Origin of the sequence: Pseudomonas sp. AM4(2022), assembly GCF_036346515.1 — a bacterium.
Lineage (GTDB): Bacteria > Pseudomonadota > Gammaproteobacteria > Pseudomonadales > Pseudomonadaceae > Aquipseudomonas > Aquipseudomonas paracarnis.
This window is the reverse complement of sequence record NZ_JAOTNW010000008.1, coordinates 236,048-261,714: the sequence shown is the minus strand read 5'-3', so window position 1 is coordinate 261,714 and position 25,667 is coordinate 236,048. Positions and strand designations below refer to the sequence as shown.

28 protein-coding genes and 1 pseudogene are annotated in these 25,667 nt (G+C 59.9%); 13 read left to right on the top strand and 16 right to left on the bottom strand.

The window, feature by feature from the left end:
• Positions 1 to 6 precede the first annotated feature (6 nt).
• Positions 7 to 1,413 carry an amino acid permease gene (locus ODQ19_RS13885; protein WP_330210332.1) on the top strand — a complete coding sequence of 469 codons (1,407 nt, stop codon included), beginning with the start codon at positions 7 to 9 and terminating at the stop codon, positions 1,411 to 1,413.
• Between the two features lie 813 nt (positions 1,414 to 2,226).
• Here ODQ19_RS13885 and ODQ19_RS13880 read toward each other — a convergent pair.
• From ODQ19_RS13880 to ODQ19_RS13865, 4 genes are all read right to left on the bottom strand, one after another.
• Positions 2,227 to 5,064 (bottom strand): TonB-dependent receptor, encoded by a 2,838-nt coding sequence (locus tag ODQ19_RS13880; protein ID WP_330210331.1) that lies wholly within the window; start codon positions 5,062 to 5,064, stop codon positions 2,227 to 2,229.
• 96 nt (positions 5,065 to 5,160) lie between these two features.
• Positions 5,161 to 6,123 carry a FecR domain-containing protein gene (locus tag ODQ19_RS13875; protein WP_330210330.1) on the bottom strand — a complete coding sequence of 321 codons (963 nt, stop codon included), beginning with the start codon at positions 6,121 to 6,123 and terminating at the stop codon, positions 5,161 to 5,163.
• On the bottom strand, positions 6,120 to 6,626 hold the full coding sequence (locus ODQ19_RS13870; protein WP_060767271.1) for a sigma-70 family RNA polymerase sigma factor: 507 nt from the start codon (positions 6,624 to 6,626) through the stop codon (positions 6,120 to 6,122). The genes ODQ19_RS13875 and ODQ19_RS13870 overlap by 4 nt, the downstream gene beginning before the upstream one ends.
• An 89-nt stretch (positions 6,627 to 6,715) precedes the next feature.
• On the bottom strand, positions 6,716 to 7,096 hold the full coding sequence (locus tag ODQ19_RS13865) for a cupin domain-containing protein (protein WP_330210329.1): 381 nt from the start codon (positions 7,094 to 7,096) through the stop codon (positions 6,716 to 6,718).
• Positions 7,097 to 7,280: 184 nt separating this feature from the next.
• On the opposite strand from ODQ19_RS13865, the gene ODQ19_RS13860 reads away from it, so the two are divergent.
• Positions 7,281 to 7,997: a class I SAM-dependent methyltransferase gene (locus ODQ19_RS13860; RefSeq protein ID WP_330210328.1), complete on the top strand. Its 717-nt coding sequence runs from the start codon at positions 7,281 to 7,283 to the stop codon at positions 7,995 to 7,997.
• Positions 7,998 to 8,032: 35 nt separating this feature from the next.
• Here the strand turns inward: ODQ19_RS13860 and ODQ19_RS13855 are convergent, their stop codons facing one another.
• From ODQ19_RS13855 to ODQ19_RS13845, 3 genes are all read right to left on the bottom strand, one after another.
• Entirely contained in the window at positions 8,033 to 8,398 is a 366-nt protein-coding gene (locus ODQ19_RS13855) for a hypothetical protein (RefSeq protein WP_330210327.1), read from the bottom strand.
• 579 nt (positions 8,399 to 8,977) lie between these two features.
• Complete coding sequence (locus ODQ19_RS13850) at positions 8,978 to 9,232, bottom strand: hypothetical protein (protein ID WP_330210326.1); 255 nt, start codon at positions 9,230 to 9,232, stop codon at positions 8,978 to 8,980.
• Between the two features lie 32 nt (positions 9,233 to 9,264).
• On the bottom strand, positions 9,265 to 9,807 hold the full coding sequence (locus tag ODQ19_RS13845; RefSeq protein WP_330210325.1) for a GNAT family N-acetyltransferase: 543 nt from the start codon (positions 9,805 to 9,807) through the stop codon (positions 9,265 to 9,267).
• Positions 9,808 to 9,967: 160 nt separating this feature from the next.
• On the opposite strand from ODQ19_RS13845, the gene ODQ19_RS13840 reads away from it, so the two are divergent.
• Positions 9,968 to 10,201: a hypothetical protein gene (locus ODQ19_RS13840; protein ID WP_330210324.1), complete on the top strand. Its 234-nt coding sequence runs from the start codon at positions 9,968 to 9,970 to the stop codon at positions 10,199 to 10,201.
• A gap of 6 nt (positions 10,202 to 10,207) precedes the next feature.
• On the opposite strand, the gene ODQ19_RS13835 is transcribed toward ODQ19_RS13840, so the two are convergent.
• Positions 10,208 to 10,702, bottom strand: coding sequence for a GNAT family N-acetyltransferase (locus ODQ19_RS13835; RefSeq protein ID WP_330210323.1), 495 nt, complete (start codon positions 10,700 to 10,702; stop codon positions 10,208 to 10,210).
• 119 nt (positions 10,703 to 10,821) lie between these two features.
• Here ODQ19_RS13835 and ODQ19_RS13830 point away from each other — a divergent pair, with 119 nt between their 5' ends.
• Complete coding sequence (locus ODQ19_RS13830; protein WP_330210322.1) at positions 10,822 to 11,337, top strand: GNAT family N-acetyltransferase; 516 nt, start codon at positions 10,822 to 10,824, stop codon at positions 11,335 to 11,337.
• A gap of 166 nt (positions 11,338 to 11,503) precedes the next feature.
• Here ODQ19_RS13830 and ODQ19_RS13825 read toward each other — a convergent pair whose 3' ends face one another.
• Positions 11,504 to 11,932, bottom strand: a complete 429-nt coding sequence (locus tag ODQ19_RS13825; protein ID WP_248128864.1) for a MarR family winged helix-turn-helix transcriptional regulator — start codon at positions 11,930 to 11,932, stop codon at positions 11,504 to 11,506.
• Between the two features lie 133 nt (positions 11,933 to 12,065).
• On the opposite strand from ODQ19_RS13825, the gene ODQ19_RS13820 reads away from it, so the two are divergent.
• Together ODQ19_RS13820 and ODQ19_RS13815 are read left to right on the top strand one after the other, a co-directional pair.
• Complete coding sequence (locus ODQ19_RS13820) at positions 12,066 to 12,434, top strand: antibiotic biosynthesis monooxygenase family protein (RefSeq protein ID WP_005789817.1); 369 nt, start codon at positions 12,066 to 12,068, stop codon at positions 12,432 to 12,434.
• Positions 12,435 to 12,466: 32 nt separating this feature from the next.
• Positions 12,467 to 12,925 (top strand): hypothetical protein, encoded by a 459-nt coding sequence (locus ODQ19_RS13815; RefSeq protein WP_330210321.1) that lies wholly within the window; start codon positions 12,467 to 12,469, stop codon positions 12,923 to 12,925.
• 101 nt (positions 12,926 to 13,026) lie between these two features.
• On the opposite strand, the pseudogene ODQ19_RS13810 reads toward ODQ19_RS13815, so the two are convergent.
• Positions 13,027 to 13,331 (bottom strand): annotated as a pseudogene (locus ODQ19_RS13810) (transposase); the annotation flags it as partial.
• Between the two features lie 597 nt (positions 13,332 to 13,928).
• Positions 13,929 to 14,162, bottom strand: a complete 234-nt coding sequence (locus tag ODQ19_RS13805; protein ID WP_034136022.1) for a DUF6124 family protein — start codon at positions 14,160 to 14,162, stop codon at positions 13,929 to 13,931.
• Positions 14,163 to 14,605: 443 nt separating this feature from the next.
• Between ODQ19_RS13805 and ODQ19_RS13800 the strand changes: the two genes are divergently transcribed.
• Positions 14,606 to 15,052 (top strand): GNAT family N-acetyltransferase, encoded by a 447-nt coding sequence (locus ODQ19_RS13800; protein ID WP_330210320.1) that lies wholly within the window; start codon positions 14,606 to 14,608, stop codon positions 15,050 to 15,052.
• Positions 15,053 to 15,111: 59 nt separating this feature from the next.
• Here ODQ19_RS13800 and ODQ19_RS13795 read toward each other — a convergent pair whose 3' ends face one another.
• On the bottom strand, positions 15,112 to 15,486 hold the full coding sequence (locus ODQ19_RS13795; RefSeq protein WP_248128655.1) for a GFA family protein: 375 nt from the start codon (positions 15,484 to 15,486) through the stop codon (positions 15,112 to 15,114).
• 492 nt (positions 15,487 to 15,978) lie between these two features.
• On the opposite strand from ODQ19_RS13795, the gene ODQ19_RS13790 reads away from it, so the two are divergent.
• Positions 15,979 to 16,644: a hypothetical protein gene (locus ODQ19_RS13790; RefSeq protein ID WP_330210319.1), complete on the top strand. Its 666-nt coding sequence runs from the start codon at positions 15,979 to 15,981 to the stop codon at positions 16,642 to 16,644.
• Between the two features lie 65 nt (positions 16,645 to 16,709).
• Positions 16,710 to 17,231, top strand: a complete 522-nt coding sequence (locus tag ODQ19_RS13785) for a DUF2846 domain-containing protein (RefSeq protein WP_330210318.1) — start codon at positions 16,710 to 16,712, stop codon at positions 17,229 to 17,231.
• Between the two features lie 87 nt (positions 17,232 to 17,318).
• On the opposite strand, the gene ODQ19_RS13780 is transcribed toward ODQ19_RS13785, so the two are convergent.
• The 3 genes from ODQ19_RS13780 to ODQ19_RS13770 are packed head-to-tail and all read right to left on the bottom strand — an operon-like array spanning position 17,319 to position 21,374.
• On the bottom strand, positions 17,319 to 19,541 hold the full coding sequence (locus ODQ19_RS13780) for a GMC family oxidoreductase (protein ID WP_330210317.1): 2,223 nt from the start codon (positions 19,539 to 19,541) through the stop codon (positions 17,319 to 17,321).
• Positions 19,538 to 20,029 carry a sorbitol dehydrogenase gene (locus tag ODQ19_RS13775; protein ID WP_330210316.1) on the bottom strand — a complete coding sequence of 164 codons (492 nt, stop codon included), beginning with the start codon at positions 20,027 to 20,029 and terminating at the stop codon, positions 19,538 to 19,540. Before ODQ19_RS13775 ends, ODQ19_RS13780 begins: the two co-directional genes overlap by 4 nt.
• 4 nt (positions 20,030 to 20,033) lie before the next feature.
• Complete coding sequence (locus ODQ19_RS13770; protein WP_330210315.1) at positions 20,034 to 21,374, bottom strand: cytochrome C; 1,341 nt, start codon at positions 21,372 to 21,374, stop codon at positions 20,034 to 20,036.
• A gap of 324 nt (positions 21,375 to 21,698) precedes the next feature.
• Between ODQ19_RS13770 and ODQ19_RS13765 the strand changes: the two genes are divergently transcribed.
• Positions 21,699 to 22,262 carry a nucleotidyltransferase family protein gene (locus ODQ19_RS13765; protein ID WP_330210314.1) on the top strand — a complete coding sequence of 188 codons (564 nt, stop codon included), beginning with the start codon at positions 21,699 to 21,701 and terminating at the stop codon, positions 22,260 to 22,262.
• Between the two features lie 149 nt (positions 22,263 to 22,411).
• Here the strand turns inward: ODQ19_RS13765 and chrA are convergent, their stop codons facing one another.
• Positions 22,412 to 23,608 carry a chromate efflux transporter gene (chrA, locus tag ODQ19_RS13760; protein WP_330210313.1) on the bottom strand — a complete coding sequence of 399 codons (1,197 nt, stop codon included), beginning with the start codon at positions 23,606 to 23,608 and terminating at the stop codon, positions 22,412 to 22,414.
• Positions 23,609 to 23,772: 164 nt separating this feature from the next.
• Here chrA and tspO point away from each other — a divergent pair, with 164 nt between their 5' ends.
• Genes tspO through ODQ19_RS13745 form a run of 3 tightly spaced genes read left to right on the top strand, consistent with a single transcriptional unit; the run spans position 23,773 to position 25,623 of the window.
• Positions 23,773 to 24,213, top strand: a complete 441-nt coding sequence (tspO, locus tag ODQ19_RS13755; protein WP_003192600.1) for a tryptophan-rich sensory protein TspO — start codon at positions 23,773 to 23,775, stop codon at positions 24,211 to 24,213.
• A complete protein-coding gene (locus tag ODQ19_RS13750; protein WP_330210312.1) occupies positions 24,213 to 25,142 on the top strand; it encodes an alpha/beta hydrolase in 930 nt (309 codons plus the stop codon). The genes tspO and ODQ19_RS13750 overlap by 1 nt, the downstream gene beginning before the upstream one ends.
• Positions 25,132 to 25,623 (top strand): GNAT family N-acetyltransferase, encoded by a 492-nt coding sequence (locus ODQ19_RS13745; protein WP_330210311.1) that lies wholly within the window; start codon positions 25,132 to 25,134, stop codon positions 25,621 to 25,623. Before ODQ19_RS13750 ends, ODQ19_RS13745 begins: the two co-directional genes overlap by 11 nt.
• Positions 25,624 to 25,667 lie beyond the last annotated feature (44 nt).

The following is a 25,667-nucleotide window of genomic DNA, read 5'->3' as shown; positions in this document are numbered from 1 at the left end:
AAAACAATGACTAGCCTCAACTGCAACGATTCCAACGGTCAGCTGGCGCAGGGTTTCAAGCCGCGTCACGTGACCATGTTGTCCATCGCCGGCATCATCGGTGCGGGGTTGTTTGTCGGCTCCGGACACGCCATCGCCGCCGCGGGACCGGCGGTTTTACTGGCTTATCTGTTTTCCGGCCTGCTGGTGGTGCTGGTCATGCGCATGCTGGGGGAGATGGCGGTGGCGCGCCCCGACACCGGCTCGTTTTCCACCTACGCCGACCAGGCCATTGGCCCCTGGGCGGGTTTTACCATTGGCTGGTTGTACTGGTGGTTCTGGGTGCTGGTCATTCCCATCGAAGCCTTGGCCGCCGGGCATGTGCTCAACCAGTGGTTCCCTCAGGTCGATGCGTGGCTGTTCGCCTTGGTCTCAATCGTGTTGCTGGTGATCACCAATCTGTTCAGCGTGGCCAAATACGGCGAATTCGAGTTCTGGTTCGCCATGGCCAAGGTGATTGCCATCGTCGGCTTTATCGGCCTGGGCTTCAGCGTACTTATGGGCTGGATCCCGGATCGCGAAGCCAGCGGCTTGAGCCGCTTGATGGAAGAACACGGCGGGTTTGCCCCCAACGGCCTGTCGGCAGTGGTGGGCGCGTTCATTACCATCATGTTCAGCTTCATCGGCACTGAGGCGGTGACCATTGCCGCAGCCGAATCGAGCAACCCGGCGCAGAACATCGCCAAGGCCACCCGCTCGGTGATCTGGCGCATCGGCGTGTTCTACCTGTTGTCGATCTCCATCGTGATTTCCGTGGTGCCCTGGAACGACCCGCTGCTGGCGTCCGTGGGTTCCTATCAGCGTGCACTGGAAATTATGAACATCCCCAACGCCAAATTCATGGTCGATGTGGTGGTGTTGATCGCGGTAGCCAGTTGCATGAACTCCTCGATCTACATTTCCTCGCGCATGTTGTTTTCCCTGGGCAAACGCGGGGATGCGCCATCGGTCCTTAAAATCACCTCAAAGGCGGGCGTGCCCCGGGCGGCGGTGATTGCCAGCACCATCATCGGTGCGGGCGTCACGTTGCTGAGCTACTTCATGCCCGCGGGTCTGTTCCAGTTCCTGCTCGCCAGCTCCGGGGCCATCGCGTTGTTGGTGTACTTGGTGATCGCGATCTCGCAACTGCGTATGCGTCGCTTGCTGCTTCGGCAAAACGTCGAGTTGACGTTTCGCATGTGGCTGTTTCCGTGGCTGACTTACCTGGTGATCGTGTTCATCTGCCTGGCCCTGGGAGTGATGATGGTGACGCCCGAGCACCGCACCGAAGTGTCCTCGACCATTGGCCTGGCGTTGGTGATTTCCTTCATCGGCCTGGTCACGTCGCGCCAGCACAACCGGGCAATTAAGCCGGTTGTGGTGGAACAAGCCTGACATTGCCGATTCTTTGTGGGCGGTGTTGTTGTCGGGAGTTGTGCTTGGCGCGATGGCCCTGCCAACTGGGTTGAACCCTGCACCGCCGAACCCCTGTGGGAGCTGTCGAGCTTTAGCGAGGCTGCGAAAGCGGTGGTTCAGACGATGAGGATTTCGCCTGTGCCGCCGCCATCGCAGCCTCGCCGGGGCTCGACAGCTCCCACATTTGGGCGGTGTTGTTCTCGGGAGTTGTGCTTGGCGGGATAGCCCTGTGAACCGAGATCAACCCAGCACCGCCGATCCCCTGTGGGAGCTGTCGAGCTTTAGCGAGGCTGCGAAAGCGGTGGTTCAGACGATGAAGATTTCGCCTGTGCCGCCGCCATCGCAGCCTCGCCGGGGCTCGACAGCTCCCACATTTGGGCGGTGTTGTTCTCGGGAGTTGTGCTTGGCGGGATAGCCCTGTGAACCGAGATCAACCCAGCACCGCCGATCCCCTGTGGGAGCTGTCGAGCTTCAGCGAGGCTGCGAAAGCGGTGGTTCAGGCGACGAGGATTTCGCCTGTGCCGCCGCCATCGCAGCCTCGCCGGGACTCGACAGCTCCCACATTTGGGCGGTGTTGTTGTCGGGAGTTGTGCTTGGCGCGATGGCCCTGCCAACTGGGTTGAACCCTGCACCGCCGAATCCCTGTGGGAGCTGTCGAGCTTTAGCGAGGCTGCGAAAGCGGTGGTTCAGGCGACGAGGATTTCGCCTGTGCCGCCGCCATCGCAGCCTCGCCGGGGCTCGACAGCTCCCACAGTTGGAATGTGTGCCTTTCGAGAGTTGTGCTTGCCCCTGTCAGAACTTCGTCTGTAGACCCACCCTGAGGGTTCGGCCCGGTGCCGGCATAAAGCTTTGCGCCAGCGGGTCCAGGTAGTAGCGGTCGGTGAGGTTTTGCAGCGAGACATTCAGTTGGGTGTGGTCCTGCAATTTGTAGTTGAGGAACAAGTCCACCAGCGTCACTTCGCGATAGACCAATTGCGGCGTGGTGGCGCCTGTCTGCCAGGGTTTATCGGCGGTCACCGTGGGGCCGGAGGTGTAGGTGATGCGCGTGCCGACCGTCAGCGACTGGTCGAAAAAGCGCAGGCCGGTGGTCAGGTTGGCGGCAAAGCGTGGCGGGTTCTGGGTGTTGGTGTAGGAGCCCATGAAACTGCCGGGCGTGCAGTTGGGCGTCTGGCTGGTGTCGCGATAGCGGTTGCTGCTGGCACGCAGGCGAGCGGCGAACGCCGAGTCGCAGGTTTGGGTCTTGAGGTAGTAGGTGGATGACAGGTCGGCAAACACACGGCCGGCATCGTAATGGGACTGCAACTCCAGGCCGCTGGTCTTGAAGCTGTCGGTGTTGCTGAATTGCATCTGGCCCATCAGGCCGGGGCTGGGGTCGTAGTAACGGGTGATGTAGTTTTTGATCGTGTTGTTGAAGTACGCCAGTTTGATCGCCGCCTCATCGTCAGCCACAAACAGGCCTTTTTGGAGGGTGCTGGCGCCGATTTCCCAGTTGCTCGAACGCTCGGGCTTCAAGCCTTTGCCGGGTAGAGTTTGTAATACGCCCTGGCTGGTCTCGAACAGCGACGGCATCCGCAGGCCCTGGGTGTAAGAGGCGTAGACGAAGGTGTCGGGCGCCACCTCCAGATTGATGCCGAAGGCAGGCGCAAACGCACCGCCGCTGTTGCGGTTTTTTCCGGAGTAGTCATAACCGCTGACCACTTCGCCCACTTGGGGCTCATACACCGTGGTATCCGTGGCCCCGAAATCGTTATAGCGCGGGCCCTCAAATGGGTAGTTGCTGTTACTGAAAACGATGCCGTTGTTCAGGCGCGGGTCGGTAGCGTCGGTGTAGTCCCCGTTCGTGTCGGGGAACCAGAGCATGTTGCCGTAGGCCCCGGCGTTCGTGGCTGACACGTAGCGCAACGGGCGCTCTTCCCGGCGCGCCGTTGAAAGCGGCACATGGTCTTGTGTGCGGTAATAGGTATAGCGGCCACCGCCCCATAGTGTCAGGCGGTCCACGGGTTGGTATTCGAGCTTGCCGTTGAGGTTGAATTCCTGGCGTGAACCATCGCGCAAACTGCGGTTGGCGTTGATGTCGTGCTGGGTAGTGACCACGCCTTTTTGCGGGCGCAGCTCTTCGACCTGGAAGCCACCGCCCAAGTCCAGCTTGAGGTCACCATAGTCGCTGGTGAACCGTGAGGTATTGGCCAGGTCACCGCCGATGCGACGGTTGGCTTGGCGGCTCCAGTTGCGGTCCGAACGGTAGGCTTGGGAAGCGGGCGCGAGCACTGAAGTCAGTTGGCTGGTTTGCGCATCGGTCATCCACAGGCTGGTGGTAAGGTCCACCAGTGGGTTGTTGGTGGGCAGGTAATGGTAGCGCGCGGTATAGGTGTCGATCCGGGTATGGCCCAGCGGATACTGGTAGATGCCGCCGGTGCCGAACCGAAAAATATCCGACGGCATGATCTCGCCGATGTGCCCGTTGTAGCGCTGGTAACCGAGGTCGAAGGTGTGTTCGTCGGTGGGGCGGATGGTGGTCTTGAGCAACCAGGATTCAGTCTCGGCCGACGAATTGAGTACTTCTTCGCCGGCGTTATAAGTGCTGGCCACCGTGCTTTCTTCGTCGCCATAGCGGTCGTAGGTACGGTAGCGATCCTGGCCCTTTTTGCCGGCAAAATAGTTGCCTTGATTGCGGTGAGCGTAGGCTGCGACCACATCGAACAGGTCATGGGTGTAGGCAAACGCGGCGCTGCCGGATTCGGCTTGGGAGCCGAACAACCCGCCACGGTTTCGGTGCGGTTCGGCGTACAGGCTGCCCTCGAATGAGTGACCGTCGCGGTAGGCGGGCGCAACGCCGTTGTTCCACGCCTCGCCCTTGAGGCGCAGGCCGATGTTTTGCCCATCGCGCAGAATGTCTTCAACCCCCAGGGTGCGCATTTTAACCGTGCCGCCGATGGCGCTGGAGTCAACGCTGGGGCCCTTGTCGATGGTCACGTCGCTGATCAAATCCGGGTCGATGTAACTGCGCTGTTGGGTGCCGGCATAGCCGCGATACACATCCAGCGCTTGCTGCGCGCCATCCACCGTAACCGCCACGCGGCTCTGGCCCTGGATGCCGCGGATGTTCACATCCAAACCGCCGCCGTTGCGGCTGTCGCCCACCTGCACGCCGGGCTGGCCTTTGAGCAGGTCGCCGGCGGAGATCACGCCGAAGCGTTGCATGTCCTCACCGGAGATATACACGGAGGAACGCGGCGCCGAATACACCTGCTGTTTTCGTGGGTCTTCGCCGATGACTTTCTGCGTGGGCAGCGCAAGGGCCGTGCCGCCCGGGTACAGCTCGTAGCTGCCATCGGCCAGGCGCTGATAACTCAAGCGCGTGCCTTCCAGCAGCCGTGTCAACGCTGCTTCGGTGGTGAAGTCGCCGGTCAGGCCCTGGCTGCTCTTGCCGGCAGTCAGCGTGGCGCGCCCCGCCATGCTGATGCCCGCCTGTACGCCGAAGCGCGAGAGCACCTGGTCCAGCGTACCGGCGTCGATGTTGAAGTGCTGGCGCTCATCGGCTGCCAACACCGCCGCGCCGTACAGCGGTTGCAAGCCAAGAAACAGCAGGCCGAGCGTGCGGCTGCGCAGAACATGGAGGGGGGAGGTCATGCAGGGCTCCTGAGGGTGAAGGCCCACCTGTTTCGATGGGTTATTCCCATAGGCCAAGCGACGTGGAAAAAACTGCGCTGTATGACAAAAATATTTTCAGGCTGGCACCACGGTCACCCAATAGCGCGTGCGCCGCTCAATGCGCACCGGCAGCGCTTGGGCGAGCAGGGCCAGGGCTGCATCGGTATCATCGAGCTGGAAACTGCCGGTAACGCGCAAGCCTGCAACGGTTTCGCCACAGCGCAAAATCCCTGGGCGATAGCGCGAGAGTTCGGCCAGCAGCGTGTCCAGGCGCATGCGTTCGGCGGGCAGCAAACCCCGCAGCCAGGCTTGGGCGATGAACCCATCGGTAGGGACCGGCGCGGCCATCCCCTGACTGTCCACCTGGGTGCGCCAACCTGCGTCCAGCCGCAGGGGCAGTTGGTGGCCTCGCGCATGCACCTGCACCAAGCCGCGCAGGACCGTCACCTGAGTGCTCTGGCGGTCGTGGCGCACCAGCAGATGGGCGCCCTGGCTGTGCAGTGTCGCGTCGGGTGTCAGCAGTTGTAGCGCTCGCGATTCGACGGGCGCGTCCAGGGCCATCTCGCCTTCGACCAACTGCACACTGCGCTGTGCGGCATTGAAGTCCAGGTTGACCGCGCTGGCGGTGTTCAGCCACAGCGTACTGCCGTCCGCCAACCGCCACTGGCGCCGCTCGCCGGTGCTGGTGCTATAAGTGGCCAACGCCGAACGTACCACGGTGGACTGCGCACCCTGCCACGACAGCCCGCCGAGCAGGCCGACAGCGAGCAGGGCCTTGAGCACTTGGCGGCGCTGCTGTGGATCATTCCCGGCAGCTTCCAGCGCCCGCCGCGTGGTGGCATCCGCCAACAGCGCCGCCCCCGGCTGCAACGACAACGGCAAGCTGCTGACACGTTGCCAGGCGTATTCATGTTCGGTCTTGGCCTGGCGCCATTGCTGCAAAGCCAAACAATCGGCAGCGTTCATAAGCCCGGATTGGCTTTTGACCAGCCAGTCGATGGCGCTGTCGCGGACCTGCGGATCAACCGGCAGGCTCATTCAAAACGACTCGCGTAACACACGCTGAACGCCTTGCCCATGGCCCGCTGCACCTGAGCCACACTGAGGTTCAACTGCGCGGCGATTTGTGGGTAGGTCAAGCCGTCGAGCTGGGACAAAAAGAAAATCCGCCGCACCGGCATCGACAGCCCCACCAGCAATGAGTCGAGTTGCAGCAGGGTCTCGATGGTCAGCAGCCGCTCCTCCGGCGAAGGCTCCAACGCTTCGGGCCGAGCGGCCAGTGCCTCCAGGTAAGCGCGTTCAATCGCCTGACGCCGCCAGCGATTTATCAGCAAATCATTGGCAATCTTGGCCAGAAACGCCATGGGCTGGCGCAGCTCGCCCACCTCCTGGCGCGAGCACAACACGCGCACGAAGGTGTCGTGGGCCAGGTCCTCGGCATCGGCACGGTGCCCCAGACGTCGATGCAACCAGCCCCGCAACCAAGTGCGGTGGCGGGTATACAACTGCTCGACCGGCGAGGCGGTGCTGTCGTTGAACATGTGAGATTCGCTTGGCTTAAATGATAACTCTTCTCATCTTATGGGTTTTGGTTGAGGGTTGTACAGCGCTAAGCAGCGTACGCTTGCGCTCAAATCCACTGATCGTTGACTGCCGTCCGCTCTCCGCCTTCGTGTCCGGTGTTCAAGATGCCCCTTGGCTCGATCATCATCAGCCTGGCTTCTCCTTCGGCGGCGGTCCTGTGCTCAATGCCACGCGGCACCACATACAACTCACCCGGCTTCACATACACCGGGCCACCCGGCAGGTCGATACGCAGCGTGCCTTCGAGCACCAGGAAGGCCTCATCGGTTTCCGGGTGTGAGTGCCAGATGAATTCGCCCTCGATGCGCACCACCTTGAACTGGTAGTCGTTCATTTCGGCAACCACTCTTGGGCTCCATTGCTGATCGATGAGCGAGGCTTTGTGCGCGAGGTTTATCGGTTGGACGGGTTGCTGTAGGTGAGTCATGCTGAGCCTTCCTGTCGGTGAGAAGGCCAGACTATCCGGGCGACAGGTCAGAGGCTTGTACGATCCTGCAACCCCTCCACTCGCACGCCCCCGCATTCCCCATGGGAATGCAGCACATAACATTAATGAATTTTTCTTGCTGCCACGGTTAACGTAATTTGCGTCAAGGCCACGGAGAACCGCCTTGAACTCATCCTCACCCAACCCTGCTGACAAATTCGATACCTCAAGAGCCAACGAGTACGCACGACAAAGCCGTATCGCGTTGGCGGGCTATGACGCGTGCCAGGACCTGGCAGCGTGCATGCTGGCGGCAAGCCTTGGCGATACCCCTTCGGCCAAGGTACTTGTGGTCGGCGCCGGCGGTACGGCGCAAGAGATCATCGCCATGGCCAGCCTTGAACCGGGCTGGCGTTTTATGGCGGTTGATCCCTCCCAGCCGATGCTGGACGCGGCAAGGCAGCAGTTGGAAGCCAACCACTTGCTTGATAGAACCACCCTGCATCTCGGGCAGCTCGAAGACCTGCCAGCAGACGCGTCATACGACGCCGCCACCTTGATCGGTGTGCTCCACCATCTGGAGGGTGACGACGCCAAGGACCGGATACTGCGATCGATTCGGGCGCACCTGAAACCGGGGGCACCGCTGATCGTCGCGGGCAATCATTATGCGTATGCCAGCCAGCCGTTGCTGCTGGCGGCATGGGGCCAACGGTGGCGTCAGCATGGCGCCACCCCGGACGAAGTGAAGGCCAAGCTCGGAAAAATCCTTCAAGGCGCCGACCCTCCACATTCCGAAGCGGCGGTTCAGAAACTGTTGCACGACGCCGGGTTTGGCGATGCGACCCGTTTCTTCAGCAGCCTTTTCTGGGGGGCTTGGTTGACGTGCAAGGTGGGGTAGCGATGTTCCCCCTGCTCAACAACCCGTGGCGCGATTCAGATCGCCCGGAGAGTAGCTAGCCGCCGACGCCAATCGCCGCTATGCCGAAGGTGGCATTCCTCTTCGGAGTCGAAACTGACGCAGCGGGCGATGTTCGGGACGTGCACGTCAGCGTCATCCAGCGCGGCGGTGGTCAGCTCGCGCATACGGGCGTCTGCCCCGGTTGCGAGGGCGTGAGCCTTGCTCGCAAGGCTGTCGAATACCCAGATCACCCGCAGGCTTTGGGGGAAGGCGCGGTAGTCGACTGTGTGGGTCAACCAGTCGAAGCCCGGGATTTCGACCTTTGCGATCTCGCAGGCGTCGGTCAGGGCTGCAATGAGACGGCGTTCGATACGGGCGTGGTCGCGTGAGGCAGGCGGCATAAGGGAAATCCGTGAATTCTGGGAGTGGGTTGGGGTGTCAGGCGAGAGGCTGATCAGAGCATAGGTATCTACACAACTTCGGCACGACGCTAAATCTGTGGCGAGGGAGCTTGCTCCCGTGACGGCCTGACAGCCGATGCATGTCCATCTGACGCTCCGAAATCCAAATGTGGGAGCTGGCTTGCCTGCGAAGACGGCCTAACAGTCAACACAGTTGGACCGTGTACATATCCATTCCTGCGGTAACGGCCACCTAGGGTTCCGCTCTGACAGCGGCTCACTTTTGAAAAGCGCAAAAGTAAGCAAAACGCTCTTGCCCCACCACTCGGCACCTCGCCTAGGCTCGGTGTGCCCGAACACAGTCTTGAATCCGTGGGCCGCCGCCACGCGCCATCCATGGCGCGGGGCGGCTAACCCGGCGTCCTGCCGGGTTACCCACGAATTCAAGCCTGCGTTCGGCCAGCGTGGTTTAACGGGGCGCCTGAGATCAAGATCAAAAGCAGATCAAGATCAAGAGCGACTCGCTTCGCATCGTGGTTACCGTTGAGCGCTACAGAGTTGTCTGGATACCTATGCTGATCAGAGCGGGCGCGATTGAAGCGAGGGACGCAACCGTTGCCATTCATTCCAGCAATCCTCGGCAACGATATCCGGGTAACCCCGTTCTTGTTCCATCGCCAGCGCGGTGGAGAAGGTTACCGCAATGCAGGTGGCCTGGTCGCGGAGATCGCAGACTTCGACTTCGTTTAGGGGGGCGCCTTTTTTCGATTCGGCGGCCGTCAGCACGGCGGCAAGGGCGGGGACAAAAACCAGGCAGAGGGGCTCGGTAGACATCAGCTTTTTCCTGAGTAGGGTGGGTGGTGCGCTTATTCTTCAGGGTTGATCAACGATCTCAACGTATGGTCCTCCCAAACGCCAGCAATCTTCAGATAGGCTCGCGCATGTCCTTCCTTCTCAAACCCCAGCGACTCCAGAAGGCGTTCACTTCGCACATTGCGGGGTAAATGATTGGCCATGATCCGGTGAAGCCCCAACTGCTCAAAGCAATGACGGTTAGTGACCTGAAGTGTTCTTTTCATCAGGCCACGGCCCTGGGCAGATTCCGCCAACGAGAAGCCGAGATGACAGGCCTGAAAAACGCCTCTCACAATGTTCGTGTAGTTACACCGCGCTAGAACTTCTCCGCTTTCGGATTCAAGCAAGAGGAAACACAGAGCGTTGCCAGCCTGCATATTGTTGACCTGCTGCTCCACCCTGGCCTTGGCGTTGCCAGTGGTGAAGTATTCCTCGTCCCTGAGCGGCTCCCAGGGTTGCAGATGCCTGCGATTGACGCGTTCGTAACGGCTGACCTTCTCGAAATCATCGCAGCACAATGGCCGAAGGTAGTAGCCCTCAACGCAATACTCCATAAACCCCTCCAGATTTATCAATGCCCCAATCTGACTGCATAGCCGCAAAGAATAGCGCCGCTGCGCGTAAAGCGACCCCTTTCACTGCAAACAGGTCTACCATGCCAGCCCCGGCAGTGGTTCCACTCGCTCCCGAACTCAATTTTTCAAGGTAGCGATAATGTCCATCGACCAGATCTCCCTCCCCAAAGGCGTCGGCCCCCACGCCGCCAAGCTGCTTGACGCTATTACTGGCGCCTCCACCCATGAAGAACTCAACCGTGCTGGCGGTAAAGCCGAGGGTTTTGTGCTGGGGCTGGAGGCCACCAAGGCGATCAAAAGCCAAATTGCAGAGTCGTTGTATGTGGCGTATGACAATGCGGCGAGCAATCGGGCTGGTGAACTGAAGGGCTAGTACAAGTCAGCCCATGGTTCCGGAATGAGCGCCAATCGCCGGAATAGGCTGACGAACATAATAATTGTCGAATTCACTGCTTTCGATGAACTGGAAGCCATGGCGGGTATAAAAGCGATTCGAAGCGCTTTCTTTGAGAGCCCCCACTTTAATAGGAAGCGCAGCCGCATCCGCCTCTTTGAAAATCTGAGAGAGAACAGCAGACCCTACCCCTGACCCTTGCGCGCCCGGCCTGACATACAAGTGGTCGAGCAAGAGTTCATTGGGGTGATGTTTGACCACTACGAAACCTACCCGCTCTCCAGCTGCCTCGATATAGCGTGTATTGCGAGCTTCAAAGCCGCCAAGAAACCGCTCCCGCGCACGCACTGGGTCAAATCGCCCAACACGCTCCAGACTTTCGCGCATGGCCTCAATTCGAATGGCTACCAGATTATCCAAGTCGCTTTGTTGAACTGGGACCAAAATGATCGGGGAATTTTGATTGGGTGCGACGGGCATATTGTGTGCTCCAACTACCATCCTGGGGCCCCAGTATAGAGAGCCTGATACTGATGAGGCGACCTGCATGGTATGTTCACGGCATACATGGAGTAACGGCCCCCAGGAAGGAAATTGCAATGCCAGTGGACACCCACCCAATCCGCATTCTCTCGCAACGCCTTAGCATTGAGCCCTTCTGCGAGCAGGACGCTGCTGAGTCCTTCCCTTGTATCACACCGTCTCTGACTCGCTACATGTCCTGGGAACCGCCTGCCTCGCTAGAAGAGTACGCGCAAGTCTGGGGGCGGTGGCTGCCTGCGATAGCGGATGGCAGCGATATTGTGTTTACGGTCAGGGAGCGGGTGAATGCTCGTTTTGCCGGCTTGGTCGGGCTGCACCATACCGGCAGTGAAACACCGGAGTTGGGTGTCTGGATTCGTGAAGATAAACATGGGTTGGGGTTTGGTGGTGAAGCGGTGCGGGCGGTTGTTCAGTGGGCTAGCCAGTGGGTGGTGGCGAAGTACTTTATCTATCCTGTTGCGACGCAGAATCGTGCGAGTCGACGTATTGCCGAAGCTTTGGGGGGAGTTGTCATTGAGAGGCGGATGGCGGAGAAATATGATTCGGTTGTGTATGAGATACCGGGGGGTTAACCCTGGGAATCAGGTTGTCCGGATGCCTGCCTTTGGCCGAGGGCTGCCCCTCGTGACCGGCTGATATCGGCCAGAAGCGGACGTCCGTGAACCACCGTTTACAAGCTGATCCGGTCTTTTGTTGCCTGAGCTTTTGACAAGCTGGATTATGCCGGGGCTGGCCGAGTCAGTCGGCCTGGTCTTCCTCAAGCCTATTGCGCAGGTGGTTTAGAACCTGATGGGTAGTCTGGATAGCATCGATGTCCAACCCCTCCGCCAGCTCATTAATCCAGGGCGTCTGAAGATTCATCGCCAGATCGAATGCTGCTCTTCCAGCTTCAGTCAGGACAACCAACTGCGCCCTGCGGTGGTGTGGGTTCGGCTGAAACTCCAGCAGTCCATCCTTCACCAGATCGTTAACGATTCGCTGAACGTTTTGCCGATTTGCCCCCATGTCGCGAGCAATCCATGAAACCGGTTGTGCTCGTTCGGCGTACACAATAGTACCCAGTAGTTGCCAGCGGGCGCTTGTCAGACCTAGCTCTGCGACGAGTCGATCGCCTGCAGTAAGCAGACGCGCACTTGCTCGAAAGATCTCAAGAACCAGGTCGCTCATGGCGCGTCCTGGGGGGGTGTAGTTTGTCTTTTTCATAGCGCGAATCCTTCCACGTTGACACCATGATGTCAATCGCAGTAGGTTTGGAACTTGAAACCCAAATTGTCATCATGATTACAATATAGAGGTCGCCATGCTTTCTATTCGCCCCCTTGATCCGATCGTGCCCATCACTCAGCAGCTGCATTGCAGCGAAGCTCCAGTGGTATTGATCAACCTCTTCACTGTCGACGCAGACGATATACCTGACCTCCTTTGCGCATGGGAGCTGGATGCCAACTGGATGAAACAACGTGCCGGTTTCATTTCCACGCAGCTCCATCAGGCCATCGGTGGCAGCAACATGTTCTTGAATTACGCCGTATGGGAATCGGTAGAGCGGTTTCGCGATGCTTTCAATCATCCAGAATTCACCAATGCCTTGGCGCGGTATCCCTCAAGTGCTTTGGCCATGCCGCATCTGTTCACCAAGGTAGCGGTGTCGAATATCTGCACGGCCTGAGTATTAACCAACTGTCTGACGGTATTAGATAAATGCTTAGACGATTACATTTGATCTCCAGCACGCTGGCACTGATGTGCATAGCCACCTTCTTTCTGTCGACTATTTTTGTCGAGCTCATCGGATCCGGACACTCGATAGCCTCACTCAAGCACCTGATCGTGAGTCCCGGGCTTTGGATACTGGTACCGACAATGATTGCGACCGGTGCAAGTGGAGTGCTAATGAGTCGGAAACGACAAGGACGACTGGTCGCTTTGAAGAAGAAACGTATGCCATTCATTGCCGCCAATGGCCTGCTGGTTCTGATGCCGTGCGCCATTGTGCTTAACCAATGGGCGTCGGCGGGAAGCTTCGATACGCGTTTTTACCTCGTACAGGTAATCGAACTGATCGCAGGGGCCACCAATCTCGCATTAATGGGGCTGAATATGCGTGACGGCCTGCGCCTCAGCGGCCGACTGCTGCGGGTTGCACTTCACAGACAGTAAGCTGAATACTTGTTTCTGCTTGTCTAAAAGAGTGGAAAAGGGGACGAGTGGAAAAGGGGACGGATTTATTTCTAGGAAAATAAATCCGTCCCCTTTTCGATTGGAATCAAACGCCCGGTCAGCCACATCAATTCAACGTTACGCTGGGCTTCTCGCTCCAAGCGCCGGCTCGACTGAATTCGGTTGAGATAGCCGTAGATGTAGATCTTCAGCAGGATCGCAGGGTGATAACCAGGTCGGCCTGTATCAGCAGGAATAGCGCTATCAAACCCCAAATTGACTAAGTCGAGTTCGTCGACAAAGACGTCGACTACGCGAACCGGATTGGTATCACTGACGTAGTCGTCAAGGCTTCGGGAAGCAGGGTGCTTTGTCCGCGATAGTCACCTTGGATGAAACGTTTCATAGGCAATCCTCCGTTATCACTTTGGGCAATCGTAGCAACGTTGGAAGACTCTTGATGTACTCTGATGCAAGAAAGTAATGCTAGTAAATTTGGAGCTTAAGGACCTGCCCATGGATGTGATTTCAGCGCACCTATTTTCTACAAATCACCGTACTCAAATTGAAGGAAGCGATCACTGTGGCTGTTTTTACTGCTTAGGTGTGTTTTCGCCCTCAGAAATCACTGAGTGGGTTGATCTAGATAGCACCGCTCTGTGTCCGAAGTGCGGGATCGACTCGGTCATCGGTTCAGCATCCAGTCTGCCGATTACCCCTGAATTTCTTTCGAAAATGCACGCACACTGGTTCTAGAATATCCCGTCATTCGACGGCATCCCTTCGGTTTGAGCCCTACAGACTAGCTTTACCTCAGTGCCGCACGTTCCTGCTAAGTATTTACACACTCTGGGCCGAAAGCAGTCGCCGCTCTCGTCATCGCAGATGGCTTTGTGCCGAGGCTGAATCCACCAAAGTCATCAAGCGCCAACTCGCCGAGTCGTTGTATATGGCCTACAACGACGCGGCGAGTCATCGGGCTAATGAGTTGAAGAGCTGATCATCAGCCAGGGCAGGGCGCTTCGCGGTCAAGGAGTCTGGCGGTGAGGAGTACGCCCAGTTCGCTCAGTTGGTGGATGGCCAGGGCGATGTCGCGGTGTTTGCCGTTGAGGTCTTCGGACAGGTCGAGCAGCAGGGTGCTGACGCTGGTGAAGGTTTCGTAGCTGTTGGTGATGAGGGTTTCGTTGCTGGCGTTGGGGGCAACGTTGAAGAGGGCGCTTGAATCTGATTTGAGCATGTTTGAATTCCCGTTTAGGCCACCATCCTTTAGCTACTAAACATAAGGGCGGCGGCTGTGCGCAGGTTAGTAGACCGGGGAATCCAAACAAAGCCGGCGCACCCGAAGGTGCCCTGCGCACAGCCACCATCAAACACAGACGCAATGTCTGATCGATGAAACTTGTGCACATTGTTTGGATAAACCCTCAGGCTACTAAACCCGATCACTGAACAATTCAGCGACCGAGCCACCTTAAAGACGGCCACTCCAGTGCACAAGCCGGCGGATTCTGACGCAGGCGTAGGCAATGGAGCAAGGTGCGGCAGGGGAATCGGATTTTGCCTTCAGGCGCTGCGTGATCGTTTGGGTTTTTCGCGAGCAAGCTCGCTCCTACAGGAGTGTTCATCACCTCAAACGAAATTGTTAGCATTGAACGCGTTTCATATTGGAGGCGGGGATGGATGAAACGATATGAGGTTCAACGGATCACCCACCTTCCGCGCCAGATACAAGCGCTGGAAAAGGAAGCCGTTGGCGAGGGTTTCAGGTTCCTCACTCGTCTGATTAACGAATGGCACTCTGAAGCAAACCGCTTTGATGCACCCGGCGAGTGTCTGATGGCGGCCTATTTGAATCAGCAACTGATAGGCATCGGCGGTCTTTCTGTTGATCCCTATGCTGAAAATAATGTGGCCAGACTGCGACGGGTGTACGTCGCAGCTTCGTCAAGGGGGCAACACGTCGGACAGACGCTGGTAAAGGCGCTTGTTGAACGTGCCGCTCTCAGGTTTCAGGTCGTGCGTCTTTTCACGGATACGGCTGAAGCAAGCGCTTTTTATGAGCGCTGTGGCTTCAAGCGCACAGATGAGGCTCAGGCGACTCATATCATGCGGCTTGGCGGTTTCTGAGGCGGGCAGCTATTTGCCGGTTTCAGCCTGTTATAACCAGCTGAAATGACTCGAAGCAGTCAGCCGCACCAGTGCACTGCGGAGTCGACATGAATGTGTTTTTGCTTTTCAGCTATGAAGGGTGTGTCGAGCGTGCCCAGGGCTATCGAAACCCAGTCGGCAAACTCGCCTTGAGATCGTGACCAGAACAATGTTGAGCCACAATGCGAGCAAAATTCGCGTAACACGGTTTCTGAGGATGCGTAGGTTCTGATGCTGTTGGCGCCGGAAAGTACCCGTAGTGCGTCACGGGGAACACTGCCGTAAGAAGCGAATGCGGCCCCGTGACTTTTGCGGCACTGGCGGCAATGGCAGTGGCTCACTGACTTGGGCGTGGCGGATAGCTCGTAAGTGACGGCTGCGCATAAGCAGCTTCCCTGATACACCGTTGTCATTCGCTTTTCCCGTCATGCGAAAAACGTCAGCGTAACCGTCCCGCTCTGAGTGATGCCACCACCTTTCCGCTACTAAACAGTGGGTGGCAGCTGTACGCAGGTTAGTAGACCGGTGGATATCTAAAGCCGGCGCGCCCGAAGACGCCCTACGCACAGCCGCCATCAAGCACAGACGCAATGTCTGATTGATGAAACTCATGCACTAATAGATACCCAAGCTCAGGCTACTAAACCCGAATCACTGAACAATTCAGCGACCGAGCCACCTTAGAGACGGGCACTCCAGCGCACAAGCCGGCGGATTCTGACGCAGGCGTAGGCAATGGAGCAAGGTGCGGCAGGGGAATCGGATTTTGCCTTCAGGCGCTGCGTTATCGTTTGAGTTTTTCGCGAGCAAGCTCGCTCCTACAGGAGTGGGTCAAGAGTAGGTTGTTATCAAGGTGCGGGTAGCTGGACAATAGATGCCGACGAGCCAGCAACGAAGCATCAGATGTGCGTACTTTTGGTTCGCTCGGGTGGGCTCTACAAACTGCAAGATTACTGATCGGAAAAAAACCAATGCTAGGGAAAGTCAGCAGTAAACATCTCGTCTGGGCCGCAGTCGCACTTTGCGCGACCCTGCTGTCCGGGTGCGCTACGTCACGCTACGACGGCAAGCACGCACCGGACCCGAGTAAGGCGATCATCGCGGGTTCGATTGGTGAGAGCTATCTGATGCAGCCGCATGGGCTGGTGGTTGAGATCAAGCAACAGGGAGCCCCCGGCACCGCATTACGGCTGACGACGTTGGGCAATGAAGATGATCAGCCATCACCCCATGTGCTGGGCCATTACTTCATGTATGAAGTGCCGCCAGGTGTGTATGAGTACACGCAGTGGCATTACGTGTATTACGCGGGTAAGTCCATGCCGCGCCCGGTGCCTGCGGTTTTCTCGGTGAGGGCCGGGGAAACTCTCTATATCGGCGATCTGCGCGTCGATGCCCTGCGCTTTTGCCTGTCCAGCGTGAACAACGCCGAGGACACGGTGCAGGCGCTCAAGCGCAAGTACCCAATGCTTAAGGAGCGGAACATCGTGAATCTGACGCCGAAGAGTGGTTTTGCGCCTTGGCCGAGTTCTGATGCCACTGACTTCGGTAAAGGGCTGTGCACGATCTGAACCCGGTAACGGTGACAGTCATCAAACCCGCCGCCCATTGATCCACGTTCAAGGAGTTTCATGCCATGAAGCGCTCTACGCTACTCTGGGCCAGCCTGTTCGCAGGCCTGGTCTCACTGACCGGCTGCATCAGCGGTCCCGATCTGAAAGGCCAACCATTCTTCACATCACCAGCAGAGCCCCGTGCGGATGAGGCCACGGTGTACTTCTATCGCACGTCGGCCAGCATCGGTAGCGGGGTCGCCCCGACTATTCAGGTCGATGGCCGCACCATCGGCAGCTTGCCTTCCGGTAGTTTTTTCAAGGCCGGCATTCCCGCCGGTAAGCACAGCGTCGCCTCCACCTCGCCACCGATCATCAGCGGTATGGTTAACCAGCGTTTCGATATCACCGTCGAGAATGGCAAGGTGTATTACATCGCCGACCAACTCAGCACCTCTGACTACAAGGATGGGCAGACCTTGGGTGAAGTCGACGGCCGTCGTTTCAGTGGAACAATGTTTTACTCGCGCTACGCGCTTGTGCCTGCCGAGGAAGCGCTGCGTTCTATAAAGTGGTGCCAGGAGTTGCCTGCAACCGCACGGTAACCACGCGTCCAACTTTATCAAAAGCTAACTTGCCGACAGAGAACAACCCCACAATACCGCGGCATTGTGGGGTTGCTACGCCTGCGCCTACACCGCCCCGAAACGCACCTCCACCGACAGGCTGCCCCTGTTATCGCTCAGGCCAGCCCCATAACGCCCGGCCAGGTCGTCATTGATGCACAATTGCAACTCCCCTTGCTGGCCACGCGGCAATTGCGCCTGGTTGCCGACCAGGAACGGCGCGCCGCTGGTGCCAATACGCCCGATCAACGCGCCTTCCGGTTGACCGGGCAAGGTATAGCCGGGCTTGGCGGTCAGGCCTGGGTGGCCCGCCGCGCCGACCATGCCGGTGCCCGGGTTGGCCGTCCACTGCCCACCGGTGCACACCGCCATTTGCCAGCTATGCCCGTTGACCTGCACGCCGGTGCCTTGCCAGGCCTGGTTGGCCTGCACCTGTACGGTAAGCTTGAGCAGGTCGCTGGCGACCACGTCGGCGGCCTGGAAGGTCAGCGCGGTGATGGTCAAGGTCGGGTTGGCGGTGCCGGTGGAGGGGAACACGCCGTCGCCGACCAGGAACAGGTTGGGGTGGTCCCAACTGCGCTGGTCCTTGTCCACCACGGAATATCTGCGGTCCGAGCCCATGCGGTAGGTGCCCATCAGGTGACCAGCGCCGTAGAACGCGTAGTTCTGGCCGCCGTGCTCGAACACCGTTTGCGAGCCGGGCTTGAGCTCAGGGTTCAGGTCGGTCAGCTCGGTGGCACCCATCAGCTTGGTGATGATATGCGTGGCGGCCAGGCGCGCCTGCTTGAAGCCCTCCTTGGTGTAGTCGGACAGTTCGTAGGCGATCTGCGGCCTGGTCAGGCCCAAGCCGTCGGTGAGCCCCTCGGCCCTCTCTACCCGGCACAGCGCTTTGTCGGGGTCTTTCTCGACCTGCTCGATCAAGAAGCCCAGACGGAACTGGCGGGTCAGCACGCTGTTGAGCTGCTGCACCAGCGCCACGCCGGACAACGCCTTGTTATGGGGGTTGGCGCCGCCATGGTTGGTGCCGTCGATGAAATCGCAGACCGTGGCGTACGGATCATTCGCCGACCAATTCCAGCCCTCGTTGCCGATCTCGATACGCCAGGCGGCACGCTCGCTGCGGAACGGGCCATCGCGCATGTCTTCGATCCCCGAGGTGGACAACGGCCCACGGAACGGGAACAACGGCTTGCCTTCAGGCATCAGGCCCCAGGCCAGGTACACCGGGTGGTCGGCCAATGACTTGCCGACCTGGCCGCTACTGTTGGCCACGCCGTTGGGGCTGTGCGGGCTGACCGAGTTAAGCAGCAGTTTTGGCGTTTCGATCGCGTGGGCGGCGATCACGTAGCGCTTGCCCTGGGCCGTGCCGTTCTGGCGGGTGCCGTTGTTCTGGTATTGGATGAAATCGATCCCCGTGACCCCATTGGCATCGACCTGCACTTGGCTCGCCACACACTGGTAGAGGATACGCACGTTGCCGGTATCCAGCGCCTTGGCCATGGTCACGGTGGCGTCGTACTTGGCCTGGATCGGGCAAATCGGCGTGCAGCTGGTGTTGCCGGCGCATACCCGTCGGCCATTGTCGTTCTGCGAGTTGCGCCCGGCCGGGGTTTGCCGCACGTTGAGGGTGATGCCCTGGTACTGGGTGCCATCGACGGCCTTGCCCACGCCCTGGTCGACCAACGACGGCGGGATGCCGTGCATGCTGTATTGGTAGCCCTGCGGGAAGGTCACGCCCAGGTAGCTCTGCGACGCCACATCGGCGGACACGCCCATCTCTTCCTCGGCGCGGCAGTAGGCAGTCTGCAGGTCGTCGTAGCTGATCGGCCAGTCGACCCCGACCTTGTACACGCTCTGCATACGAAAGTCGTTGGGCAACAGGCGCAGGGCCGTGCCCATCCAGTGCCACATGGTCCCGCCGCCTACCCGCTCGTAGGTGCTGGCGAACAGTTGCTTGCCCGTTTGTACCAGGTAGCTCTTCTGCACCTTGTTCGGGTCGTCGCTGCCGGCGGTGATCAAGTCCTGGATAGTCGCTCGCGGGGCGAACTGTTTGGCTGGGGTCTGCTCGGACTGCTCCGGTGGGTAGGGCGACTCGGGCGCCTTGAGCACGGCCGTGTAGAAGCGCTCCAGGTACTCGCTGCGGTTAGGCGGTATCGCCGGGCCCGACTCGAGCACCAGCACTTTCAAGCCGGCCAGGCCCAACTGATAGGCCATGACGCTGCCGGCCATGCCGGCGCCCACGACGATGACATCGGCGGTTTCAATGTTCTGGGTGTTTAGAGTGCTCATGGCTGCTGCCCTTCCTTGGCGTCGACACCGGTGAATTGCTTGAGGGTCGGTGGCTGCTCGTTCCAGTAGCCGAAGTGGTACTGGCTGTAGCCCATAGGGTGGGATTGGGCGATCTTCCATGCCCAGCTTTCCTTGTAGGCCTGGTCAGAGACCACGCGGATGTCACCCTTGTGGGCGGTGCCCTGGTCATAAGGCTGGTACCAGCTGCCAAGCAGCCACAGCTTCATGATCGAGCGGGCGCCCTGGGCGATCTGCGGGTCAGAGTTGCCGAGCACGGCGCTGGCGATTTGCTCAGGCGGTTGGCTCTTGATGCTGGCGAACAGCGTCAGCAGGTTGCTGAACGCAGCGGTGCCCATGCCTTGCTCGGCAGTGGCCAAGAACAGCGGCGGCAGGTTGACCGGGTCGAGCAAAGGCGCCAGCAGTTTGGCTGACAGGCCAGTGAGCACGGCGGACAGGTCGATGAAGTCTTGCAGGTTTGGGTCGCTCATGGCATCACTCCTTGGCACCGGTGGATTGGGCACGTTCAAGCAGGAAGGTGAAATCGGCGAAACTGGTGCGCGGGGACTGGGTCACCCGGGTGGTCGCGTTGTTGTGGCACTCCATGCAACTGGACGAGGCCTGTGGCGTGGTGCCCTGGTTGTAGGTCTCCAGCGTGGCGTTGGCCAGGAAGTTCGGCGCAGGCGTGCCCAGCGGGTTGGTCGGCGACGGTACTTGGCAGTCATCGGCGGGGGCGGTTGGCCACTGGGTGCTGATCAGTTGGTAGTTGGCCCAGACCGTGCCCTTGAGTGCGCCTTGCCACTGCGCGTTGAGCTGGTGGGTCGCGGCGGTGAGGGGGATTTCCCGTACGATCTGCGAAGGCGTGGCGTGCTTCGACGGGTCCCACGGCCGCGCTGGCGGCTCATTTACCGGGCGGTTGCTGGCCTGGGCGTCGTAGAACAGGTAGGGGCCCTTGCGCTCGTTTATAGGCGTGGTCTCTTCCGGCACGTTGCGCACGTGCTCGAAGGTCGACCATACCCACTGCGGCGCGTCTTTGGTCTTGTGCACGATGTGCAGGCCGACCAGCCCGACCTGCTGCGCGCTGCACGACTCGGGGATCACCGCGCCTGTGTTCGGGTCGGTGTTGCCGGGGGTGTAAACCAACGCGTCGACGGCGTGGAATTCCTGCGGGTTGTCGTTGCTGCCGAGTACCTTCCAGGCCGACTTGACCATGATCGCGCCGACCTGCTTGTCATCCTGCGAGCCGCAGGAGAAGGCGATGCGGCTGTCGGCCTTGGTGAAGAAAGCCTGCTGGCCTTCCTTGCTGTAGAGGCCATTGTTGACGATGTCGTTGAACATCGGCTGGTTGACCATAATCGCGTTGCGTGTGTAGGTGCCGTTCTGGTCCACCAGCGGGCCGGTCTTGAACGGCTGGATGAATTCGTCGAGCACACCGGCGACCTTGCCCATCTGTTGCAGCACGGGCAGGTCCCCCTTGCCTTGGCAGGCGGCGGGTGGCGGCGTGTGCTGGTCCCAGGCGAGCGGCTTCTGGCCTTGGGGCAGGAAAATCGCGTAGCTCTCCTTCCACGACTCCCAAACTCTCTGCCCCGGCGCGCCGATCTGCGCCGAGGTGTTGGCGCTGCCGTCGGCGTTGGCGGGCCAGTTCAGGGCGACGAAGGTCTGCCACGACAGCACGTCGAAATCGTGTTGCAGGCTGTCCAGGGTGATGGGAGGGTTGGCGGTGACGTCGAAGGGGATCGCAGGTGACAGTACAGGCGGGGTGGCCGTATCGGCCATGGCGAGCGCGCTGGTGAAGCTTGCACCCAGGCACGCCAACCGTTTCAAGGTTATTTTCATTATCGTCTCCTCAGCAGATAAAGCGTCGGGACGATGAGGCGTACTGGCCCTTCATGGACCGAATGTTCAGCGTTATCCCTGACGCTAGGCTGAAGGCTAGCCGTTGCGTCAGTACCCTCCGTAATATCCGACTAAAGGTAGGGATAAGCAGGGTCGGCGCACGGCGGCAGAGGCACGCGCAGGCGATGGAGCAAGGTGCGGCAGGGGAGTCGGATTTTGCCTTCAGGCGCTGCGTGATCGTTTGAGTTTTTCGCGAGCAAGCTCGCTCCTACAGAAGTGACATGTTGGGGTGGTATTGTTGCGGCCGACGATGGAGGACTGAACATGACATTGACTGTCGACACCTTGCTTGAATTGGCGATGGCCAACCCTATCAATGCGCACATCACGGCGCGCCTGCCGGATCTTGGTTTGCAGCAGTGCATGCTCACGGCGGGCTGTTTGTTCCAGGCGGTGTGGAACCATCAGGCGAATCTGCCGGCTGATCAGGGCGTGAAGGACTACGACGTTTTTTACTTTGACGAAGATGTGTCCTACGAGGCGGAGGATGCGGTGATTCGTAGGGCGCAGGTGCTATTTAAAGACTTGGGCGTGAATGTAGAGGTCAAGAATCAGGCGCGGGTACATCTTTGGTACGGCGAGCGGTTTGGTCGACCTTACCCGCAGTTGCATTCGGCCAGGCAGGGCGTTGATCGGTACCTGGTGGCGGGTACTTGCATTGCGCTGGAGATTGCCTCGGGCGAGGTATATGCGCCTTATGGCTTGGAGGATGTGGAGCAGGGTGTCTTGCGTATCAACCCTTTGCATCCGGAGCCGGAGCTGTTTTTGCACAAGGCCAGGAGTTATCAGGCGCGTTGGCCGTGGCTCAAGATTGTCGAGCCGGGCTGAGCCCCAATGCTGGTCGGTTAAGACGCAGCGCTGTCCTGTGGCGAGGGAGCTTGCTCCCGTTGGGGCGCGAAGCGGCCCGTTCTTTGTTCAAAAAGAATGGGACTGCTACGCAGTCCAGCGGGAGCAAGCTCCCTCGCCACGGGCCTGCGCTAGTCCAGTAACCCGCCGAGTACGCCGCAACCTATCACCACCAGCCATGGCGGCAGCTTCCACACCATCAGCGCGGCCAATGCGAGTAGCGCCAACGCCACGTCATACTCGTTGAAAATCGCGCTGGTCCACACCGGCTGGTACAGCGCCGCCAACAACAGGCCAACCACTGCCGCGTTCACCCCGGCGAGCGCGGCCTGGGTACGCGGGCTGCTGCGTAGGTTGGCCCAGAAAGGCAAGGCGCCGAAGATCAGCAGGAACGACGGGGCGAAGATCGCCAGCAGGGCGATCACGCCGCCAAGCCAGCCGCTCGGGGCGTGGGTCATGGAGGCACCGAGGAAGGCCGCGAAGGTGAACAGCGGGCCGGGCACGGCTTGGGTGGCGCCGTAGCCGGCGAGGAATACATCGTTGCTGACCCAGTGGCTGGGCACCACTTCGGCTTGCAGTAACGGCAACACCACGTGGCCGCCGCCGAATACCATCGCGCCGGTGCGGTAGAAGGCGTCCACCAGCGCCAGTGTGGGGTTAAGCGCCCATGCGGCGAGGATCGGCAAGCCCATCAGCAACAGCAAAAACAGCATCAACCACAGCGCTCCGGTGCGGCGGCTGATGGCGATGGGCAGCGCGTCGGGCTCAGCACTCCTTTCGGGCTTGAACAGCAACAGGCCCGCCACGCCTGCGACCACCATGACCCCGACTTGAGCCCAGGCGGAGGGTTGCAGCAGCACCACGCAGGCGGCTATCAACATCAACGCCACCCGTAAAACGCCTCGGCACAGGTTGCGTGCCATGCCCCACACGGCCTGGGCCACCACCGCTACGGCGACGACCTTGAGGCCGTGCAGCGCGCCAGGGGGGAGGGCGCCGCCGTAGTGGGCCAGCCCCAGGGCAAACAGGATCAGGGCGATGGCCGACGGCAAGGTGAACCCGGCCCAGGCTGCCGCCGCGCCCCGGTAACCTGCGCGGGACAGGCCCAACGCGATACCGACCTGGCTGCTGGCCGGGCCTGGGAGGAACTGGCACAGCGCGACCAGTTCGGCATAGCTGCGCTCGCTGAGCCAGCGGCGGCGGGTGACGAACTCTTGGCGAAAATAGCCCAGGTGCGCTATCGGCCCGCCGAAGGAAGTGAGGCCCAGGCGCAGGAAGATCAGGAACACTGACCAGGGGCTGCTGCGGTGATCGGCAAGCTGGGGCAAGGGGACGTCTCGGGCAGCGATGCTGGATGTTGCCGACCATAACCAATTTTCATGACGCGCAGAAGAGCGGGTATTTTGCTGCTCCCATTGAATTTATCCGCGGTTGCTTGAGTCACTCAAAGCAGTGCATTGTTTTTCCATCCACAGGACCTCAAGGACCGACCATGACCTTTTTCATCTTCCTGCTCGCCTGCGCCGCCGCCGCCAGTACCGGTGTGATCTTCAAACCCGGCGCCTGGTACGAATCCCTGGTCAAGCCCAGCTTTACCCCGCCTAATTGGCTGTTCCCGGTGGCATGGACGATCATCTACCTGCTGTTGGCCTGGGCCGGTTACCGCTTGACCTTGATCCCCGGCAGCGAAATGGTATTGGCTCTGTGGGCGGCGCAGATCGCGTTGAACACGCTGTGGACGCCGGTGTTCTTCGGTGCTCATCGGTTGTTCGCCGGGATGGTGATTATCGTGCTCTTGTGGCTCACCGTAGCCGCGATGGTAGTGCTGGCCGTGCGCCTGGATTTGATCACCGGCTTGATCTTGTTCCCGTATCTGGCGTGGCTGTGCGTGGCCGCGGCGTTGAACTTCTCGATCCTGCGTAATAATCGCTGATGGCCTACCAGCATTGGCCCGCCAGCGAGCCCGAACTGGCCCAGATGCGCCGCTTCAATCAGAAACTGGCGTGGATGCCGCGCTTTAAAATCCGCAACCGCGTGACGCCGCGCATGATCCAGGCACTGCTACGCGCCAGCCAGACGTTCAAGAAGGCGCCCGTGGTTGAGCTGAAAAGGCTGGGTACGGTCCCCATGCGCATCTTGCGCCCCAGTGGCAAGCCCAAAGGCGTGGTGCTGGATATCCATGGCGGTGGCTGGGTGATCGGCAATGCGCAAATGGATGACGACCTTAACCTCGGCATGGTCAACGCGTGCGATGTGACGGTGGTGTCGGTGGATTATCGGCTGGCGGTGGATACGCCAATTGAAGGGCTGCTGGACGACTGCCTCACGGCTGCGCGCTGGCTCCTGGCGGACTGCTCGGAGTTTGCCGGCCTGCCGGTGTTTTTCGTCGGTGAATCGGCCGGCGGGCACCTGGCGGCGGCCACTTTGTTGGCGCTCAAGCCATGGCCCGAGTTGCTCCAGCGGGTAAGCGGCGCGGTGTTGTATTACGGCGTCTACGATTTGACCGGCACGCCCAGTGTGCGCACGGCCGGGCCGGACACCTTGTTGCTGGACGGGCCGGGCATGGTCCAGGCGCTGCGTCTGCTAACGCCGGGGATCAGCGACGAGACGCGCCGGCAGCCGCCGTTGTCGCCCTTGTATGGAGACTTTGAGGGGCTGCCGCCCGCGCTGATGTTCGCGGGCGAATTGGACCCGCTCAAGGACGACACCCTGCTTATCGCCGAGCGATGGGCGGCGGTTGAGGCCCATCTGCTGCCGGAAGCGGCCCATGGGTTTATTCATTTTCCGGTGGCGATGGCCGATCGCGTATTGGCTTACGCTCGCCAGTGGATAACGGGCCGGATCCTTGGCGATGAGCGTTAGTATCGAGGCGGTGCAGGCCGCTGACATTCCCCAGGTGCTGAGCTTCGCTTTGCAGGCGCGTGATGAACTGTTTCCCACGCTCAGTGCCACCGGTGTCCCTCACGATCTGGCGCAGTTTGAAGCTGTCTACCTTGAGGGCGGCGGGCGGTTTTTGATTGCCCGTGCCGAAGGCCGCATCGTTGCCGCAGTGGCTTACCGGCCCTACGACGGCCGCTTCCCACAGTTGAACTACCAGGGGCGCAAGACGGTGGAAGTGGTGCGCCTGTATGTGCTCCCGGCAGTGCGCCGCTTGGGCCTGGCGGGCCGGTTATACCGCTCGCTGGAAGCGCTGGCGCGAGCGGATGGTGTGGAGATGATGTACTTGCATACCCATCCGTTTCTGCCCGGCGCGATTGATTTCTGGCAGCGGCAGGGGTTCGAGGTGGTGGATGTCGAGGCCGACCCGATCTGGCAGACCACTCATATGCACCGACTTCTGTAGGAGCTTGCTCGCGAAAAACGTCAACGATAACGCGTGTTTCTTGG

Excerpts from the sequence above, each read along its gene's own strand:
- ODQ19_RS13845 (WP_330210325.1), bottom strand. The coding sequence starts at position 9,807 with ATGGAGTATTGCGTTGAGGGCTACTACCTTCGGCCATTGTGCTGCGAT.
- ODQ19_RS13865 (WP_330210329.1), bottom strand. The coding sequence starts at position 7,096 with ATGACTCACCTACAGCAACCCGTCCAACCGATAAACCTCGCGCACAAA.
- ODQ19_RS13770 (WP_330210315.1), bottom strand. The coding sequence starts at position 21,374 with ATGAAAATAACCTTGAAACGGTTGGCGTGCCTGGGTGCAAGCTTCACC.
- ODQ19_RS13840 (WP_330210324.1), top strand. The coding sequence starts at position 9,968 with ATGTCCATCGACCAGATCTCCCTCCCCAAAGGCGTCGGCCCCCACGCC.
- ODQ19_RS13745 (WP_330210311.1), top strand. The coding sequence starts at position 25,132 with ATGAGCGTTAGTATCGAGGCGGTGCAGGCCGCTGACATTCCCCAGGTG.
- ODQ19_RS13885 (WP_330210332.1), top strand. The coding sequence starts at position 7 with ATGACTAGCCTCAACTGCAACGATTCCAACGGTCAGCTGGCGCAGGGT.
- ODQ19_RS13830 (WP_330210322.1), top strand. The coding sequence starts at position 10,822 with ATGCCAGTGGACACCCACCCAATCCGCATTCTCTCGCAACGCCTTAGC.
- ODQ19_RS13825 (WP_248128864.1), bottom strand. The coding sequence starts at position 11,932 with ATGAGCGACCTGGTTCTTGAGATCTTTCGAGCAAGTGCGCGTCTGCTT.
- ODQ19_RS13875 (WP_330210330.1), bottom strand. The coding sequence starts at position 6,123 with ATGAGCCTGCCGGTTGATCCGCAGGTCCGCGACAGCGCCATCGACTGG.
- ODQ19_RS13780 (WP_330210317.1), bottom strand. The coding sequence starts at position 19,541 with ATGAGCACTCTAAACACCCAGAACATTGAAACCGCCGATGTCATCGTC.
- tspO (WP_003192600.1), top strand. The coding sequence starts at position 23,773 with ATGACCTTTTTCATCTTCCTGCTCGCCTGCGCCGCCGCCGCCAGTACC.
- ODQ19_RS13855 (WP_330210327.1), bottom strand. The coding sequence starts at position 8,398 with ATGCCGCCTGCCTCACGCGACCACGCCCGTATCGAACGCCGTCTCATT.
- ODQ19_RS13880 (WP_330210331.1), bottom strand. The coding sequence starts at position 5,064 with ATGACCTCCCCCCTCCATGTTCTGCGCAGCCGCACGCTCGGCCTGCTG.
- ODQ19_RS13850 (WP_330210326.1), bottom strand. The coding sequence starts at position 9,232 with ATGTCTACCGAGCCCCTCTGCCTGGTTTTTGTCCCCGCCCTTGCCGCC.
- ODQ19_RS13820 (WP_005789817.1), top strand. The coding sequence starts at position 12,066 with ATGCTTTCTATTCGCCCCCTTGATCCGATCGTGCCCATCACTCAGCAG.
- ODQ19_RS13800 (WP_330210320.1), top strand. The coding sequence starts at position 14,606 with ATGAAACGATATGAGGTTCAACGGATCACCCACCTTCCGCGCCAGATA.
- ODQ19_RS13785 (WP_330210318.1), top strand. The coding sequence starts at position 16,710 with ATGAAGCGCTCTACGCTACTCTGGGCCAGCCTGTTCGCAGGCCTGGTC.
- ODQ19_RS13815 (WP_330210321.1), top strand. The coding sequence starts at position 12,467 with ATGCTTAGACGATTACATTTGATCTCCAGCACGCTGGCACTGATGTGC.
- ODQ19_RS13835 (WP_330210323.1), bottom strand. The coding sequence starts at position 10,702 with ATGCCCGTCGCACCCAATCAAAATTCCCCGATCATTTTGGTCCCAGTT.
- ODQ19_RS13805 (WP_034136022.1), bottom strand. The coding sequence starts at position 14,162 with ATGCTCAAATCAGATTCAAGCGCCCTCTTCAACGTTGCCCCCAACGCC.
- ODQ19_RS13870 (WP_060767271.1), bottom strand. The coding sequence starts at position 6,626 with ATGTTCAACGACAGCACCGCCTCGCCGGTCGAGCAGTTGTATACCCGC.
- ODQ19_RS13775 (WP_330210316.1), bottom strand. The coding sequence starts at position 20,029 with ATGAGCGACCCAAACCTGCAAGACTTCATCGACCTGTCCGCCGTGCTC.
- ODQ19_RS13795 (WP_248128655.1), bottom strand. The coding sequence starts at position 15,486 with ATGACAACGGTGTATCAGGGAAGCTGCTTATGCGCAGCCGTCACTTAC.
- ODQ19_RS13765 (WP_330210314.1), top strand. The coding sequence starts at position 21,699 with ATGACATTGACTGTCGACACCTTGCTTGAATTGGCGATGGCCAACCCT.
- ODQ19_RS13750 (WP_330210312.1), top strand. The coding sequence starts at position 24,213 with ATGGCCTACCAGCATTGGCCCGCCAGCGAGCCCGAACTGGCCCAGATG.